Annotated in this window: 19 protein-coding genes, 1 tRNA gene and 1 riboswitch; of the genes, 7 read left to right on the forward strand and 13 right to left on the reverse strand. The window is 56.9% G+C overall.

What is annotated here, in order from left to right; translation table 11 throughout:
* Position 1: 1 nt before the first annotated feature.
* The 7 genes from K6T64_RS08820 to greA form a co-directional block, all read right to left on the reverse strand.
* Positions 2-76, reverse strand: a tRNA-Asn gene (locus tag K6T64_RS08820).
* 160 nt (positions 77-236) lie between these two features.
* Positions 237-980 carry a DUF881 domain-containing protein gene (locus tag K6T64_RS08825; protein ID WP_100667468.1) on the reverse strand — a complete coding sequence of 248 codons (744 nt, stop codon included), beginning with the start codon at positions 978-980 and terminating at the stop codon, positions 237-239.
* A 15-nt stretch (positions 981-995) separates the two neighbouring features.
* Positions 996-1796 (reverse strand): ABC transporter ATP-binding protein, encoded by an 801-nt coding sequence (locus tag K6T64_RS08830; protein WP_100667467.1) that lies wholly within the window; start codon positions 1794-1796, stop codon positions 996-998.
* Positions 1793-2662, reverse strand: a complete 870-nt coding sequence (locus tag K6T64_RS08835) for an ABC transporter permease (protein ID WP_288009670.1) — start codon at positions 2660-2662, stop codon at positions 1793-1795. Before K6T64_RS08835 ends, K6T64_RS08830 begins: the two co-directional genes overlap by 4 nt.
* A gap of 12 nt (positions 2663-2674) precedes the next feature.
* Positions 2675-3685: an ABC transporter substrate-binding protein gene (locus tag K6T64_RS08840; RefSeq protein WP_288009672.1), complete on the reverse strand. Its 1011-nt coding sequence runs from the start codon at positions 3683-3685 to the stop codon at positions 2675-2677.
* A 271-nt stretch (positions 3686-3956) separates the two neighbouring features.
* Positions 3957-4157, reverse strand: a complete 201-nt coding sequence (gene cspE, locus K6T64_RS08845; RefSeq protein WP_013075938.1) for a transcription antiterminator/RNA stability regulator CspE — start codon at positions 4155-4157, stop codon at positions 3957-3959.
* Positions 4158-4256: 99 nt separating this feature from the next.
* Positions 4257-4733, reverse strand: a complete 477-nt coding sequence (gene greA, locus K6T64_RS08850) for a transcription elongation factor GreA (protein WP_100667464.1) — start codon at positions 4731-4733, stop codon at positions 4257-4259.
* Positions 4734-4924: 191 nt separating this feature from the next.
* Here greA and K6T64_RS08855 point away from each other — a divergent pair, with 191 nt between their 5' ends.
* From K6T64_RS08855 to K6T64_RS08865, 3 genes are all read left to right on the forward strand, one after another.
* On the forward strand, positions 4925-5692 hold the full coding sequence (locus K6T64_RS08855) for a polysaccharide deacetylase family protein (RefSeq protein WP_288009674.1): 768 nt from the start codon (positions 4925-4927) through the stop codon (positions 5690-5692).
* A gap of 259 nt (positions 5693-5951) precedes the next feature.
* Positions 5952-7079, forward strand: coding sequence for a sensor histidine kinase (locus K6T64_RS08860; RefSeq protein WP_288009675.1), 1128 nt, complete (start codon positions 5952-5954; stop codon positions 7077-7079).
* A gap of 79 nt (positions 7080-7158) precedes the next feature.
* On the forward strand, positions 7159-7821 hold the full coding sequence (locus K6T64_RS08865) for a response regulator (protein ID WP_288009677.1): 663 nt from the start codon (positions 7159-7161) through the stop codon (positions 7819-7821).
* Between the two features lie 42 nt (positions 7822-7863).
* On the opposite strand, the gene K6T64_RS08870 is transcribed toward K6T64_RS08865, so the two are convergent.
* On the reverse strand, positions 7864-9510 hold the full coding sequence (locus tag K6T64_RS08870; RefSeq protein ID WP_288009679.1) for a universal stress protein: 1647 nt from the start codon (positions 9508-9510) through the stop codon (positions 7864-7866).
* A gap of 246 nt (positions 9511-9756) precedes the next feature.
* Positions 9757-9879: riboswitch (SAM riboswitch) on the forward strand.
* A 60-nt stretch (positions 9880-9939) separates the two neighbouring features.
* Here K6T64_RS08870 and K6T64_RS08875 point away from each other — a divergent pair.
* Genes K6T64_RS08875 through K6T64_RS08885 form a run of 3 tightly spaced genes read left to right on the forward strand, consistent with a single transcriptional unit; the run spans position 9940 to position 12502 of the window.
* Positions 9940-10968 (forward strand): methionine ABC transporter ATP-binding protein, encoded by a 1029-nt coding sequence (locus K6T64_RS08875; RefSeq protein ID WP_288009680.1) that lies wholly within the window; start codon positions 9940-9942, stop codon positions 10966-10968.
* Positions 10946-11599, forward strand: a complete 654-nt coding sequence (locus tag K6T64_RS08880) for a methionine ABC transporter permease (protein WP_288009682.1) — start codon at positions 10946-10948, stop codon at positions 11597-11599. The genes K6T64_RS08875 and K6T64_RS08880 overlap by 23 nt, the downstream gene beginning before the upstream one ends.
* A 39-nt stretch (positions 11600-11638) precedes the next feature.
* On the forward strand, positions 11639-12502 hold the full coding sequence (locus tag K6T64_RS08885) for a MetQ/NlpA family ABC transporter substrate-binding protein (protein WP_288009684.1): 864 nt from the start codon (positions 11639-11641) through the stop codon (positions 12500-12502).
* A 139-nt stretch (positions 12503-12641) separates the two neighbouring features.
* Here the strand turns inward: K6T64_RS08885 and K6T64_RS08890 are convergent, their stop codons facing one another.
* The gene (locus K6T64_RS08890; RefSeq protein WP_157935418.1) at positions 12642-12797 is read right to left on the reverse strand and encodes a hypothetical protein; all 156 of its coding nucleotides are present in this window, start codon (positions 12795-12797) and stop codon (positions 12642-12644) included.
* Positions 12798-12935: 138 nt separating this feature from the next.
* On the opposite strand from K6T64_RS08890, the gene K6T64_RS08895 reads away from it, so the two are divergent.
* On the forward strand, positions 12936-13418 hold the full coding sequence (locus K6T64_RS08895; RefSeq protein WP_288009687.1) for a hypothetical protein: 483 nt from the start codon (positions 12936-12938) through the stop codon (positions 13416-13418).
* Between the two features lie 331 nt (positions 13419-13749).
* Here the strand turns inward: K6T64_RS08895 and K6T64_RS08900 are convergent, their stop codons facing one another.
* The 4 genes from K6T64_RS08900 to K6T64_RS08915 all read right to left on the reverse strand — a co-directional run bounded on the left by K6T64_RS08900 (position 13750) and on the right by K6T64_RS08915 (position 15346).
* On the reverse strand, positions 13750-13905 hold the full coding sequence (locus tag K6T64_RS08900; protein WP_157935417.1) for a hypothetical protein: 156 nt from the start codon (positions 13903-13905) through the stop codon (positions 13750-13752).
* A 142-nt stretch (positions 13906-14047) separates the two neighbouring features.
* Positions 14048-14755, reverse strand: a complete 708-nt coding sequence (locus K6T64_RS08905) for a TVP38/TMEM64 family protein (protein ID WP_288009688.1) — start codon at positions 14753-14755, stop codon at positions 14048-14050.
* A gap of 70 nt (positions 14756-14825) precedes the next feature.
* The gene (locus K6T64_RS08910; RefSeq protein WP_170085371.1) at positions 14826-15047 is read right to left on the reverse strand and encodes a heavy-metal-associated domain-containing protein; all 222 of its coding nucleotides are present in this window, start codon (positions 15045-15047) and stop codon (positions 14826-14828) included.
* A 26-nt stretch (positions 15048-15073) separates the two neighbouring features.
* The gene (locus K6T64_RS08915) at positions 15074-15346 is read right to left on the reverse strand and encodes a metal-sensitive transcriptional regulator (RefSeq protein ID WP_013075952.1); all 273 of its coding nucleotides are present in this window, start codon (positions 15344-15346) and stop codon (positions 15074-15076) included.
* Positions 15347-15358 lie beyond the last annotated feature (12 nt).

Below are 15358 nucleotides of genomic sequence, written 5' to 3' on the forward strand. Positions count from 1 at the left end.
TTGGCTCCCCGGGCAGGATTCGAACCTGCGACCACCCGGTTAACAGCCGGACGCTCTACCACTGAGCTACCGAGGAAAGCGCGATTGTAACACCATCGCCTCCGGGCGACAAGATACACTTTATCAAACTCCATCGTCTTTGACAAGGGGGTATTTGTACGCGCGGGAAATTCTTCTCGCACCCCGCCGCAACCAGGCCATGCCAACCAACCCGGACCTGCCCCCCGACAAAAACCTTATTGCCGAATGTCAAAGGTCCATCTTCGCCCATCGTAGCCGGGCAAGTGAAGGGTGTTGACCGCCTTGGGCGCGGACACTGTGAGCCCCCTCTGCTGAAGCCAGTCCAAGATGCCGCCCCGCATCGACAGCGCCGTCATCAACACGCTTGGATCCCCAATAGCCTGAATTTGATAAGGGGCGTGAAGATGGACAGGCGCAGAATCCGGTGCCGGACTGTCGACGATGGCCCAACGCTGACCATTCACCGCCACCGCTTCAGCCCCGCCGGCCAAAAGTTCCTGGACCAGGCGCACGACGTCCCATTCCTCGACGATCGCCGCCTGTCTATCGCCCCCTGTTTGAGTCCCTCGACCATTGTCCAACGTCACCGTCACCCCAGGGCCGCTCACTGGTGCGCCGGCCAGAATCCGCGCCCGGTCCATGTCCATGCGCATCTGTTCGAATGATGCGAGGTTTCCCCCATACTGTTTTTCGATCCCATCAATCTGTTTCTGGACATCCTGAACTTGGGACTCCAGCTGTTGATTCCGGGCTTTTACGGCTTCGAGCTGGTGGGCGACTTCGCTCGCGTCTTGGGAAACTTCCGTATTGCCCCCCGAATGGAGCGACCGATACTGGACGGTGAGAAGCCAGCCCAATACAAAAAACACCATCGCCAGGGACACGTACAGGATCAGTTTCTGTCTGAGTTCCCTCGCCACTCCGGATTGCGGCAGCCGGCCCCCGGATTCTTTGGTCATGTTCCCGCACCCCGATTAGACTTCACTGAATTCCGCGAACACCATCCGATCGGACAAGGCAGAGCCCTCTCCGAACAGCTCCATGAGCTTCGCGACGGTAAGCCCCCGTTTTGCGTCGCCACCAATGTCCACCACCACGGAACCTTGGTGGAGCATGACCAAACGGTTGCCGTAGTCCAAAGCATTTTTCATGTTGTGCGTGACCATGAGGGTCGTGATCCGGTGCTCCTCCACCAGCTTCTTCGTCATCTCCATAATAATTCCCGCCGTCTTAGGGTCCAATGCAGCGGTGTGCTCATCCAGGAGGAGCAGGGAGGGGCTCACCTCCGTGGCCATCAGTAACGCCAGAGCCTGGCGCTGTCCCCCTGATAAAACCCCCACCTTAATATCCAATTTATTTTCTAACCCGAGGCCCAAAGACGCTAAACGTTCTTTAAAATGCTCCCGTCTCCGGCGGTCTCTTGCAAATCCTAAGCCGAAAGGTCGGCCTTTATTCACGGCCAAGGAAAGGTTTTCCTCGATCGTCAGTGAAGGGGACGTGCCAAGCGCCGGATTTTGGAAAACCCGGCTGATAAAAGCTGAGCGCCGGTGCTCGGGCATTTTTCCAACATCCCGGCCATTGACCACAATCCGCCCCGCATCCGGTGGGATGCTTCCCGCAATCAAATTCAACAATGTCGACTTCCCGGCTCCGTTGCTTCCGATGATCGTGACAAACTCTCCGGATTCGACCCGTAACGAAAAATCTCTGAACAAGGCCACTTCGTCGGCGGTTCCCCGATGGAACGTTTTATGCAAGCCTTCGATCTCGATCACGAGAACCGCACCTTCTTCCGAACAGCCGGCAACGTCAAGGCAAGAAACACGATGATAGCCGTGAGGAGTTTCAAATCGGTGGGTTCGAACCCAAGGACCAGGGCCAGTCCAATGCTCAACCGATAAACAAAGGTCCCGAGGAAAACACCCACCAAAAGCCACTCCAAGCCCCGGGAACCGGCAAACACTTCGCCAATGATCACCGAAGCCAGGCCGGCAATAATGGTCCCGATACCCATCCCCACGTCCGCGAACCCTTGATACTGTGCCACCAATGCACCGGAGAGGCTGACAAGGGCATTGGAGAGCGCCAGCCCCCACACCTCCATCCGCTCGGGATTCACACCGAGGGACCTCACCATCTGGATATTATCCCCGGTGGCCCGCAACACGTAACCGAATTTGGTGCGAAACAACCACACCAAAAGGACGAACACCACCCCTGGAAACAACACGAACACAACCCAAGCGCTGGCGTCCGGCGAGAGGCCCAAGGGCTCGAATACCCCCAAAATCCCCTGCCCGCTCAGCAGCGGGATGTTCGGCCGGCCCATAATCCTCAAATTGATCGAGTATAAGGCGATCATGGTGAGAATCCCACTAAGCAGCCCAGTGATCCCCGCCTTGGTGTGTAAGAGACCGGTCACAGCCCCGGCGGCAAACCCCCCCGCCAGGGCCAAAGCAATCCCGAGCCACACAGACCCACCGCTGATCACCACGGCCGCGTACGTCGCTGCCCCGAGGGCGAAAGTGCCGTCCACGGTGAGATCGGCAAAATTTAAAACCCTAAAGGTTAGAAAGACCCCCATGGCCATGATGCCAAACAGCAATCCTTCTCTTGCCGCGGTGAGTAGAATGTCCAACAACGTTATTCGCCCCTATTGGATCTTCTTGGCGTCTTGAAGTAGCGAATCGGGAATCGTAATGCCGAGATCCTGGGCCGTCTTGAGATTGACTACAACGCCCAGATTTTTCGCCGTCTCCACGGGCAAGGTTTTCGGATCGGCGCCGGACAGAATCTTCACCGCAAGTTGCCCCGCCTGGTAGCCCAGCTTCTTATAGTCGATTCCTTTGGTGATCAGAGCACCTTGCTGCACCTGACCTTCCTCTGAACCAAAAACGGGAATCTTCTTCTCTTTGGCCGTGGCGACCACCGTGGCGATGGCAGAGACCACCGTGTTGTCCGTGGGAACGTAGATGGCATCCACCTTGCCCGTAAGTTGCGCGGTGGCCACTTTTACATCATTGAGCCCTGAAACCGGTTGAGGGATGAGGTTAAAACCGAACTGCGGCGCAACTTGCTTCGCCTGATCCAATTGCACCACAGAGTTCGGTTCCCCAGGATTGTACAGGAATCCGACATTCTTTGCATGGGGGAGAATCTGTTGAATCAGTTTTAATTGTTCACCGATTGGCACCGCATCCGACGTACCGGTGACGTTCGTTCCCGGATGATCGAGGGACTGAACCAAACCGGCTTTAACCGGGTCCGTCACGGCAGTAAAGACGATGGGAATGGTCTTCGTGGCGTTGTATACAGCCTGAGCCGAGGGCGTGGCCACCGCCAGGATCAAATCGTCCTTGTCCCGGACAAACTTGTCGGCGATTGTTTTTGCCACCGACTGATCATTCTGGGCGTTCTGTCGATCAAAAGTGACCTTTTCCCCTTCTTTATACCCCGCATCCGCCAACGCTTGAATGAATCCGTCTCGGGCGGCATTCAGCGCAGGGTGATCCATTATTTGAATGATGCCGATTTTCTTGACTTTCCCTGCGTCTGAACCGCCAGACGTAGTTCCAGCGCTGTTCTGAGCTCCACAGGCCGTCACCACCATGGTCATGGCTACGACCCCGGCCAACAACCACCCTCTATTTTTCATTCGCTCCATGTTGAGCCCCCTTTTCCCGTCGATCGGCCGCTTGGAAGGCCGCCGACTTCTTTTTGTGGAGATTTACCCCCTAATTTAGAAACTGTTACTTACGCCGATTATACACCAGTCTACCGAAAAACGGTCAACCTATTTTCTTGCACGCCCTCAAAAAGATATGTTTCTTCCCCCAGGCCCATGCGCCATGGCGCAAAAAACAGCAACAGCCACTGGCCTTAAGGCCAGTGGCTGAACCTTTCTGGCTTCCCGTCCGCACATTCATCAATTGCTCTTACAACTTCACGACATTCGCTGCCTGAGGGCCCCGCGGACCTTCCACGATGTCGTACTCGACGTCTTGGCCCTCTTCGAGGGTACGAAACCCTTCTTCCTGAATCGCGCTATAATGCACAAACACGTCTTTCCCGCCGTCATCCGGCGTAATGAAACCATAACCCTTCTCCGCATTGAACCACTTGACTTTGCCTTTCACGAAGCTGCCTCCTTGCGCCTTTATGCCCTCATCATAACATACAAACCAACCCCTGCACAGAGGAATTGGCAGACGGTCAAAAATTTTTCTATGCGTCATTCAACGGATGCGCAAAATCCGGAATATGATCTCCCCGGCCGGTGTCTGAATGCCTACCTCTTCCCCTGCCCGGCGCCCGAGTAAACCAGCCCCGATGGGCGACTCATTCGATATCCGAAATTTACCCGGATCTGCTTCGGCAGTTCCCACAATGGTGTAAGTCTCTTCAGGACCATCCGGCAGTTCGCGAATGGTCACCGTGGAACCTATGGATACCACTCCTTCCACCTTGTCCTCCGCCCGGATGATCTTCGCCCGGCGAATCTGGTCTTCCAGTTGGAGAATCCTCGATTCGACAAAGGCCTGCTCCTCTTTTGCCGCATCATACTCGCTGTTTTCAGACAGGTCACCGTAACTTCGCGCGATCTTGAGCCTTTCTTTCACTTCCGCCCGTTTCTCGGTCTTTAGCCATTCCAGCTCTTCCTTGAGCTTGCGTAATCCCTCTTCGGTCATATACGCCGCTTGTTCCTGCTCCACCGTACTCCAACCTCCTGATTTCCCGCTCGAGACACCTCGAAGCCTTTCCCTTTATTGTTTCACAACTCCGGGAAAATGCCAAACCGGCCACAGGTTCATTCGGGAAGGTCCGGCTCAATCAGCGGGATCATAGCCAGTCGCTAGCCCGGTTACACTATGTGGCGTACTCAAGAGCCCGGAGGGGACCCGTCATGTTGTTTCGCAACACATCACGTCGCCCGCTGGGATCTTTATATCTGACGGCAGTCGCTTTTATGGCCGTCGCGCCGACATTTCTAAGCCACCATCCGCTCGCCCGAATGGTCGATCCCAACGATCGCCAATCCTGGAACATTTCCGCGAACGGTTCGATCCCTGGACAGAACGCGCCCATCCGTACCGTCCAACACAGTGGCCAGTGCATCGCCCTGACCTTCGACGATGGTCCTCACCCCATCTACACCCCGCAGCTCCTGTACATCCTTCGCAAGCACCGGGTTCGGGCCACGTTTTTTCTCACAGGCATTCATTGCGAAAAACACCCTTCCATCGTTAAACGAATTGCGGCGGAGGGTCATGAATTGGGGAATCACGGATATCTTCACGCCCGTCTGGACAAAATGTCCCCAGATTCCGTCGCCGCCGATATCCGACGGGCCGATCAGGTGATTGCGCGCATCACCGGAATATGGCCCCATTATTTTCGCCCGGCGGGAGGCGTATTGACCCCCACCGTGCTGCAGGCGGCCGCCCAGACCGGCCATCCCATCGCCATGTGGTCTGTGGACCCGAGGGACTGGGTCGTCGGCCGGGATGCCACGGCTATCACAGCGGTGGTCAAAGACACAGTGGGCCCTGGAAGGATTGTGCTTTTTCACGACGGTGGCGGCAATCAGCCCCGAATGTTGGAAGCATTAGATAGTCTACTGGATTTTCTCAAGAAACAAGGCTATCAATTCGTGACTTTAAGCGAAGAATGATCCATCGCGGAACTCCAACCTTTTCTAAACTCTGTTGCTTTAACGCGGAAAAACGTGTTATACTCCTTTCAGACCCCCTTTGAAGATTCTGTGGCCTAGGTCCCCAAAAGGGGACTATTTTTTTTGGAGAAGGTTCGGATTTCCCCAGTTCTTTCTCCCTGCTCCCCGGTAGAAACCTGGTATACTAGTAATTGAAAAAGAAGTGTGCCGAAACGGACGTATTTTCGGCACAGGCGGTCGGGAACGGGGGGCGATGAAGATGAGTGACAGGAAGGAACAAGGGGATAACCCGGCCCTGTATTGCCACGCTTTACTGGAACACGCTTCGGATGGCTTGGTGGTGGCGGATGAGGAGCGCCGGATCGTTTTTATGAACCGGGCAGCCAGGGAACTCGTCGGGCTTGCCGAAACCGAACAATTCCCAGACACATGTGCCGAACTTTTACAATGCCGCAACGAAAAGGATGAGAATCTCGCCCTGGCGCCACTGTGCTTCGGTCATTGCGTATTAAATACCAAGGCGCCGCTGAGCTACGTGGAGATGAACATCCATTCCCGACAGGGTGATGTGATCCCCGTCGCTGTCTCCTACTCGTATATTCCAGCCGGCAACCGCCGCTACTTCCTCATGAGCCTTCGAGACCTCAGGGAACGCCGACACTTAGAAGAAGAGCGGCGAAAACGCGACGAAATGTACTTTACGCTCCAGGAACGAGAGCGCCTGGCCAGGGACCTTCACGACGGTGTCGTGCAGGATATCGCCTACTCTCATATGCAGCTCAAACTGGTCCAGTCGCTGCTCGCCCAGGGTCGGGTCGCAGAAGCCCAGGATAAACTCCGGGATGTCACCGAAGTGGTCCACGACAGTTTTGTGGAATTGCGGCACGTGCTTTATGACCTCACCATTCACGCGGGAAAGGATCTGAAACATTTTTTGTCCAAATGGCTGGCCGAATTCCAGCAGCGGTCCGGGATCCCCGTCGAAGTTGCGATGCTCGAATTTCCGGACACCTGCGACCCTTATATTGGCGATCAGGTGACCAAAATCGTACAGGAAGCCCTGGCAAATGTCCGCAAGCACAGCGGGGCCACGAAAGTGTGGATGACCCTCGGTGCCTGTCCGGTGGGGCCCTACCGTCAGCAATTTAGCGTCATCATCGAAGATAACGGGTGCGGAATCCCCGAGGACGTCCTTCATCGTTTCAATCAGGGATGGGCGGATCATGAGAATGCCGGTCGTCACTTTGGCCTGAAGGCCATGCGGGAGCGAGCCCAATCCCTGGGTGGAATCTTGACCATTTCCCGCCGGAACCCGACGGGGACCCGGGTTGAGCTGCATTGGTTCCAGGACATATCCCATGAAGACGCTGTCAAGCAAGCCGGTTAATCGGGGCCGCTGTGGCGCCGATGCCGGCCCGGGGATCAGGATCCCGTCCCGAGACGCCAGAGGAAGAGGGGAACGAAAGATGCCGGTGAGTGTGCTCCTTGTCGACGATCACGCTCTGTTTCGCCGGGGGGTGAGAACAATCCTCGAAACTGCCGAAGATCTTTCGGTGGTCGGAGAAGCTTCAAACGGAAAACAAGCGGTGGAACTTTATGCCGAACTGCATCCCGACCTCGTCCTGATGGACATTCGTATGCCGGTGATGGGCGGACTGGAGGCCGTGCGGAGGCTGCGAGCCATGGACCCCCAGGTGCGCATCTTGATCCTCACCGTTTCCGAGGAGGACGACGATCTTTTTGAAGCCATCCGAGCGGGAGCCAACGGATACCTGTTGAAAAACGTCGATCCCGACGAATTGATCTCCAGCATCCAGAAAGTCGCGGCGGGGGAAGCGGTGATCCCGGGTCTGCTCGCCGCCCGGATCATGGCAGAACTCCACAAGGAAGCTACCCCTGAGGAAGTCCTTGACCCCTTGACAGGCCGGGAACTCCAAGTCCTGGGATATTTGAGCACCGGGGCCTCCAACCGGGAGATTGCTAAACAGTTGTTCATCAGTGAACACACCGTGCGCAATCATATCCAGAACATCCTCAGCAAACTCCATCTGACGAATCGCGTCCAGGCTGCCGCTTACGCCATTCGCCAGGGCATCCGCCCACCGGACACTCCCCCCTCAGACGAGTAGCGGGGGCAGACTCAAAACGTCCGCCCCCGCGCCCTCGTGGGATTAGCGAACCACCAACACCGAATGTTTGGCCCGATTTAACACACCGTGGCTCACACTGCCAAGAAGAACCCGGTCAATAGCACCCCGGCCGTGGGTCCCCACCACAATGAGATCGACGTTCTCCTCGTCCGCAACATCACAAATCGCCGTTGCCGGATGTCCGACCAGATGCTTGAAGCGCACCCGATCCTTGTAGTCTTTAAAAGTGTTCATCACGGTCTCTTCAATCTGCTTCGCCCAGGACTCTTCGTACTGGGACAAATTGGCCAAGAGGTCCGGAGTGGCTTCATAGTAGTAGGGCACTGTCTGGGACACGTAGAGGACCGTCACCTCTGCCTCCGTCCACTTCGACAAGATATCCGCCACCATCTGTTCCGCTTTCTTAGACGCCTCAGAACCGTCCGTGGCAAACAAAACCTTTTTCATCTCTGACACCTCGCTCGACAGATGATAGAAGTGTTCCTGATCCCGGCTGGCTGGCTCAGGATCGTGAGACACCCTTTTCATGGCCGCCCGACACACCGGCCCGTCCAAACGGCCGGCTAGCTCCTCGGCGTGCAGGAGGCGCGCCAACCGCCTCTTGACCCCGGCTCCTTCCTTCCCCTGAAGGGCCATTTCTTGGTCAACGAGAAATTCAGCCACCTGAAGGATTCGAGAAGGCAGACTCAGCATCTCGCCGGCGAGGCCTCCAGGGTACCCGGTGCCATCGATCCGCTCATGATGCTGGCCGGTCCATATCGCCGGACCCTCCAGGCCGGGTATTTGCTGCAAAAAAGCCTGGGTGTAATAGGAGTGAAGCCGCTCGCGCTCCTCCTGCACATCGCCGCCAAACGTCCCTCCTGGGTTCCCCACCAGCCATCCCACATCGTGGTAATAAGCAGCAATATTGAGGGAATAGAGGTCCCGCTCCGACAGCCCCATCTCTTCCCCCAAGCTCATCGCCCAACCTGCCACCCGCTCCGCGTGATTCGGAGTCCCCCGCAAGACGCCGGCCAACCGTCCAAACATTCTCGCCAGCTTGACCGCATCTTCTGACGACATCGGAGCGTCCCCGGCAGGCCGTTTTGACAACAACACAAAAGGAGAATACGGACCAAACGCATCTAGGACAACTTCTGGGTGCCCAAGCAGTTCTTCAAAAACTCGGACCACATCCGGATCGAAAACCTCACCAGCCCGCTGCCCGATTGCGCGAACCCGGGCCAGTCGCTCGGCCAAAGGGACATCCATCGGCGCCCGGTCCATTACCTGGGCCGCCTCGCGTGCCACCCGCACAATCCTCGCTCCCAATGAAATCTCACGACCGCGGAGCCCAAAAGGCACACCCGAACCGTCCCAGTTTTCCCAACTTTGCCCAACAAACACTTCTGTCCACGGGTCCAAGTCCAGAGACCGAACCCATTGTGCGGAGGCCACCGGTACGAAGGTTGGATCCCGCCGCTTGAAATCCCCGGACGGACCGACGAGAGCGCCGACGTCATGCAACAATCCGGCAAAATATAACGTTCGTGCCTCCCGGAGGCCCAAGCCTGCCCCGAGCCCGATCTTCGCCGCGAGATACGCCACCCGCCGGGACCTTCCAACCCTTGCCCCGGACATCAAGTCAAAAATGGAGGACAGAGGGTTCAATGCATCGAACCATTTCATGTGCAACCATTCCCGTTCCCCTAGGAGGTCCACTGCAAATTATTCTTAGTAACCGTCTACAGTCTACCCCATCGGCCACCACCGAGAAAGGTTGACACCGACCAGTTTGCCCTGGTGAACCTGAGCTAACGGATGTAGTCCAAATGAACTATTTCCCCCTCCCTCTTGACGCCGCCATCGCCATTCATTACACTGAGATTCGAACTTGTCCTTATCGTATCAAAGAAATGCAGAGATTACTACAACCTCTTATCGAGAGCAGGCGGAGGGACTGGCCCGATGAAGCCCGGCAACCAACACCGCGCTTGACCATAGCGGGGTGTCAGGTGCTAAATCCTGCGAAGCCCATGGCGCTTCGGGAGATGAGAGGGCCGGTTCAGGGGCCCTTTCGCGACGCGAAAGGGATTTTTTGTGCTAGGAGATTGATCGATGATTGAACTTGACGGAGTATCCAAAGATTTTACGATCGGCGGCCGTGCCGTGCGCGTCCTGGACGGCATCGACTTAAACATTCCAAAGGGCACGATCTACGGGATCATCGGTCACAGCGGGGCGGGGAAAAGCACGTTGGTAAGGTGCATCAACCTCCTGGAACGCCCTACTTCCGGCCGGGTCACGGTAAACGGCAAGGATTTGACAAATCTGGACCCCCGGAAGTTGCAAACCGAGAGACAAAAGATAGGCATGGTGTTTCAACATTTTAATTTGCTGTCCTCTCGCACGGCGGCGGAAAACATCGAGTTCCCGCTAGAGCTGGCGGGCTGGCCAAAAGAACGTCGCCGCCGCCGGGTGGAAGAGCTTCTCCGGCTGGTGGGGTTGTGGGAGCTCCGGGATCAATACCCATCCAAACTGAGCGGCGGCCAGAAACAACGAGTGGGGATCGCCCGGGCCCTTGCCCCTCAGCCGGAAGTGCTCCTGTGCGATGAGGCCACTTCTGCCCTGGATCCCCAAACCACCGATTCGATCCTGGAACTGCTCGCCAGCATCAACCGGTCCCTGGGCCTCACAATGGTGGTCATCACCCACGAGATGCACGTCGTCACCGCGATTTGCGACCGCGTGGCCGTGCTGCACCAAGGGCGCATTGTGGAGGAAGGACGTGTGGTGGACGTGTTTCTCCGGCCGAAACATCCAGTCACCACCGAATTCGTCCGGCAAATGGGCGGTGCCGATACCGATGACCTCCCCGGGGTGCCGCAAGACGAACAGTTGTTGCGGTGTCTCTTTGTGGGAGATTCTGCTTTGCGGCCCGTTTTTTCTGAGGTGACGGAAGAAACCGGGGTACATGTGCGAATTCTTCAGGGATCTGTGGACCGGATGAAAACCATTCCCTACGGTCGGTTCATCGTGGCCCTTGTGGGGCCCGAGGAGGCGAAGCAGAGAGCCATACGAATCCTCCAGGATCGGGGGGCATGGGTGAAGGAGGTGAATTCAGGTGGATCCGGGGCTATGGGGTGAAATCGGACAAGCATCCCTCGATACGGTCTACATGATTGGACTGTCGGTATTGTTCTCGGTCCTGCTGGGTGGGCCCGTGGGGATTTTTCTCGTCGTCGCGGGACCTGGACACCTCAAACCGATGCCCGGTTTGTACCGGATCGTAGGGGCGGTGGTGAATATCGTTCGTTCGATACCATTCATCATCCTGCTCATCCTTATGATCCCGTTCACCCGGCTGCTGGTGGGCACATCCATCGGCGTCACCGCCGCCATCCCGCCCCTGGTGGCCTCGGCGGCCCCATTTTTCGCCCGGCTCGTGGAGACTTCCCTGCGGGAAGTCGACCGGGGAGTCATCGAGGCGGCCCAGGCTATGGGAGCCCGCACCGGCCAGATCATCTGGAAGGTCCTCCTTCCCGAAGCCCGGCCAGGGCTCTTGGCGGGCATCACCATTACCGCCGTGAACCTCATCGGCTACTCGGCTATGGCCGGCGCCATCGGCGGCGGAGGGCTCGGGGACCTGGCGGTCCGATACGGATATCAGCGGTTCGACACCGGTGTCATGCTGCTGACCACCGCCCTCCTCGTCGTTTTTGTCCAGTTTCTGCAATGGGGCGGAGATCGCCTGGTCCTTCGTTTCACCCGCCGTTAGATCATAAGGTCTGTATCCAAACAAAGGGGGTCTTTCACCGTGAAAAAGTTGAAAAGAGCTTTGCCGTTTCTGACCGTCGCCTTGGCCCTAGCCTTAACCGCGTGCGGATCTTCCGGAACATCGGGTTCACCCAGCGACACCGGCCAACAGGGGGGCGGGGAAAAAGTTATCAAAGTTGGAGCGACGGCCGTCCCCCACGCCGAGATTTTGGAACATGTCAAGCCAACATTGGCCAAGGAAGGGATTAAGCTAGAAGTCGTGACCTTTTCAGATTACGCCCAGCTCAACCCGCAATTGGTGGACAAACAGCTAGACGCCAATTATTTTCAACACATTCCTTATCTCGACAATTTCAACCAGCAAAAAGGAACGGACTTGCAGTGGATCGCCAAAGTCCACATTGAACCCATGGGGATTTATTCCAAGAAAATCAAATCTGTGGACGACTTGAAAAGCCAGGGGGGGACGGTGGCCATTCCCAACGACGCCACAAACGGCGGCCGGGCCTTGGCATTATTGGCTAAGGCGGGAGTCATTCAACTGAAACCAGGAGCCGGGGTCACGGCCACCGTTCGAGACATTGTACAAAAGCCGGGCAATTTAACCATCCGGGAGTTGGATGCGGCCATGCTCCCCCGGGCTTTGGACGACGTCACGGCAGCGGTCATCAACACCAACTACGCCCTACAGGCCAACCTCAATCCCACCAAAGACGCCATCTTTTTGGAGAGCGCCGATTCGCCGTACGCGAACGTCCTCGTGGTCCGCAAAGGGGATGAAAAGAGACCGGAGTTGGTCAAGCTGGCCCAAGCCCTCACTTCAGACGACGTAAAACAGTTTATCGAACAAAAGTATCATGGGGCTGTGGTCCCAGCCCCCGCCTTGGCTCCTGCGTTACAGTAGGCGGTTAACGATTCCTTTACGCCTTTGTATGGCTGTTCAAAACTCCTCTTGATCTTGGGCGGACGGTAGAGAGCAAACAGGCCGCCTGGGACCCGCGCCCCGAAAGGGGATCGCGTCCCAGGCGGCCGCCGCCCGACCTTCACCGTGGATCGTCGTAACAAATCAGAATCACTTCTTTCCCCAGCTCTGAGGAAAGCTTGGCCTCAAAAGTTTGCAACTCCTCCAACACATGAGGCGGAAGCTGCGAGAATCGATAATCCCGGCGATCGACCGATTGTTCTGTGCGCGGCTTCACGGCTATCCCCCTCCATAAAACGCGGTCACACACCTAGCTTAACCCGCACATTGACGAGCTAATCCAGGGAGTCAACAGATGCCCGGTTTGCATAGGCTACAGTGCCGACATGAAACGCAGGAAAGGAGTGGCCCCACCATGGAACCCTTGCCTCAACACCCCCACGTGGAACATGTCGTCTTTACCCGGGTACTGGACCATCTGACGGCGAGCGAATATGCTCTCGCCGTGCTCTGCTCCGTCAGTCGACAGATGAAACTTTTCGCCGTGACGAAGGACCTGCCGGGTTTCGATGAGTTTTATCGGGAGATTTATGAGAGTTCCTATCACCGGATCACGGCGAAAGGAAGCGTCCGCCGCATCTTAGCCGGAGATCACCACGCCACCGTCGTCGCCATTGCCGTTCACAGCATGCACAAAGCGGCAGAACACGACCGCCTGGCCGGGGAAGCCGTCCAGCGCATGGCTGCAGCGGAAGCGAAAGAAGACGCCCGGCGGTGGATCACTTCTGTTCGCGCTTGGCACGAGCGAACCGCGACCGAGTTGCAGGTGGCCGTGACCCGAACCCGGGAATCGGTGGGTGAAGCGTTCTGGACATCCGCCCTTCAGCTCGATGATTGATGTTCAAACAGGACCCGAAGAACCAATTCCGCTGTGGCCACATTGGTGACTAAGGGCACATTGTAACATCGCACACCCGGAGCAGAGCGGTGATGTCCGGTTCATGAGTCTGTGCCGTTAAGGGGCTATCAGTGCCACCCGTAGCACGACATTTCCCCCTTTTCCTCGTCGCGTCCCACCCGGGAAACCGTCGACGGAGAGAGGTCTCTGTGCGAACCAGTGTATCATAACCGAGGGAATTGTCGTACGTGAAAAACGCCATGGGATCCCCACGGCGTTTCCTGTGTCAACGACGATCGAGGCGGAGAAACCCCGCTTCAGCCCGGTACCTTCATCCACCCGTCGTTTGTTGTAAGTCTTCCAACATATCCTGCAGTTCCATCCGACGAATCAGAATCCTGACCCGCTCGGCCCGATCCGCCCACATCCACTGATCGAGCAGAGACTCCTTCTCTCGTTCCAATTCCTTGATGCGGTCCTGTTCCACGCGGATTCACCTCCTGGCATCCAATATGCCCCGCAACCCAGAGGTTCATCCTTAGGAAACCCGCGCTTTTGTGAAAAAAGGCACGATCTAGACAATGACCGGGGACCGGCCCACCCAAAAGAACTGAGCCTTCACTCCAGTCTCAGGTTCGGGGCCCATTCCGGGAGTCCCGTGTTTTACCGGGTGTAAAAACCGACCGGCCCATCCAGAGCCCTCCCGCAACCAAAACCAGCCAAGCCACTCCACCGAGGAGAGCCCTTGACCATACAACGCCCTCCGGTCTCCAAAAAGCTCCTCCAAAAAAAGACTCGACGGCAATCATAGGAAAAGTCCCGAGCAATGTCCCCACAAGAAACGACCGATACATCATTCCAGAGATTCCCGCCAGCCCATCGATGGCCGATGACGGGATGACCGGAACCAACCGGGTGAGCGCCACCAAAATCCATCCTTTGGAGGCCGCTGCCCGGTCCAGGCGCTCGGCGAGGGGATTATCCCTCCACCTGCGCCGGACCCACCCGCGCAAAATCCCGCGGCTGAGCCAGAACAACAGCGACGCTCCTGCGGCGATACCTAGCCAATTGATCAAAAAACCCGGAAGCGCGCCAAACAAAGCAACATTCGCCCCGGCCAGGACCACGAAGGGGACGTACGGAAAAACAGCGTGGGCGACGACCAATGCGGCCGCCGCCCCCCAGGCCATATAACCAAAACCCCTCAGGTGAGTGAACCAGTCCCCGGGGTTGGGCGAAGGGTGGCCGCCGAGCCCTCGATGCACCCATCCTGCAGCGAGGATCAGCACCGCCACGAGGATCAGCCCTTGCACCCACCGACGACTTTCTCGCACCACCCCGGGTCCTCCTTTCGCCATTCCTCCCCGATCTACAATTGAGGTTTTGTGAAGTTTTGGGTCGGCGCTGTTAGTGGTCCGACATACCCGTCAATTCGTACCCGGCCTCTTCGATGGCTTCGCGGAATTGAGGTTCTCCCACCTTGGATCCGTCGAACTTCACCAATGCCTTACCCTTATCAAGATCCACATCCACCTCGTGAACTCCGGCCAAGGCAGACAAGGCCGACTTCACGGCGTGTACACAATGACTACAGGACATACCTTTTATATGCAGGACTTTTGTCTCCAACTTGCTTCCGACCTCCACCCAAAAATTTATTTCGTAAAGAACTCAACGGCTTCCATCAGTTCCGTGATGGCTTCCTCCCCGCCGTTCGACTGAATGGCCCGGGTTACACACCCACGGGTGTGCGCTTCAAGCACCGTCAGTGCGACTTTGTTGGCAGCCGCTCGAATGGCCGCCAACTGGGTGAGAATATCTACGCAGTACCGATCGTCTTCAATCATTTTCTGAACCCCGCGCACCTGTCCTTCAATTCGGCGGAGACGCTGGATCAGCTCGTCCTTGACATCGGCGTACCCGTGCAACCGGTTCACCAC

Origin of the sequence: Kyrpidia sp. (genome assembly GCF_023512215.1) — a bacterium.
In the GTDB taxonomy this organism is placed as follows: Bacteria; Bacillota; Bacilli; order Kyrpidiales; family Kyrpidiaceae; genus Kyrpidia; species Kyrpidia spormannii.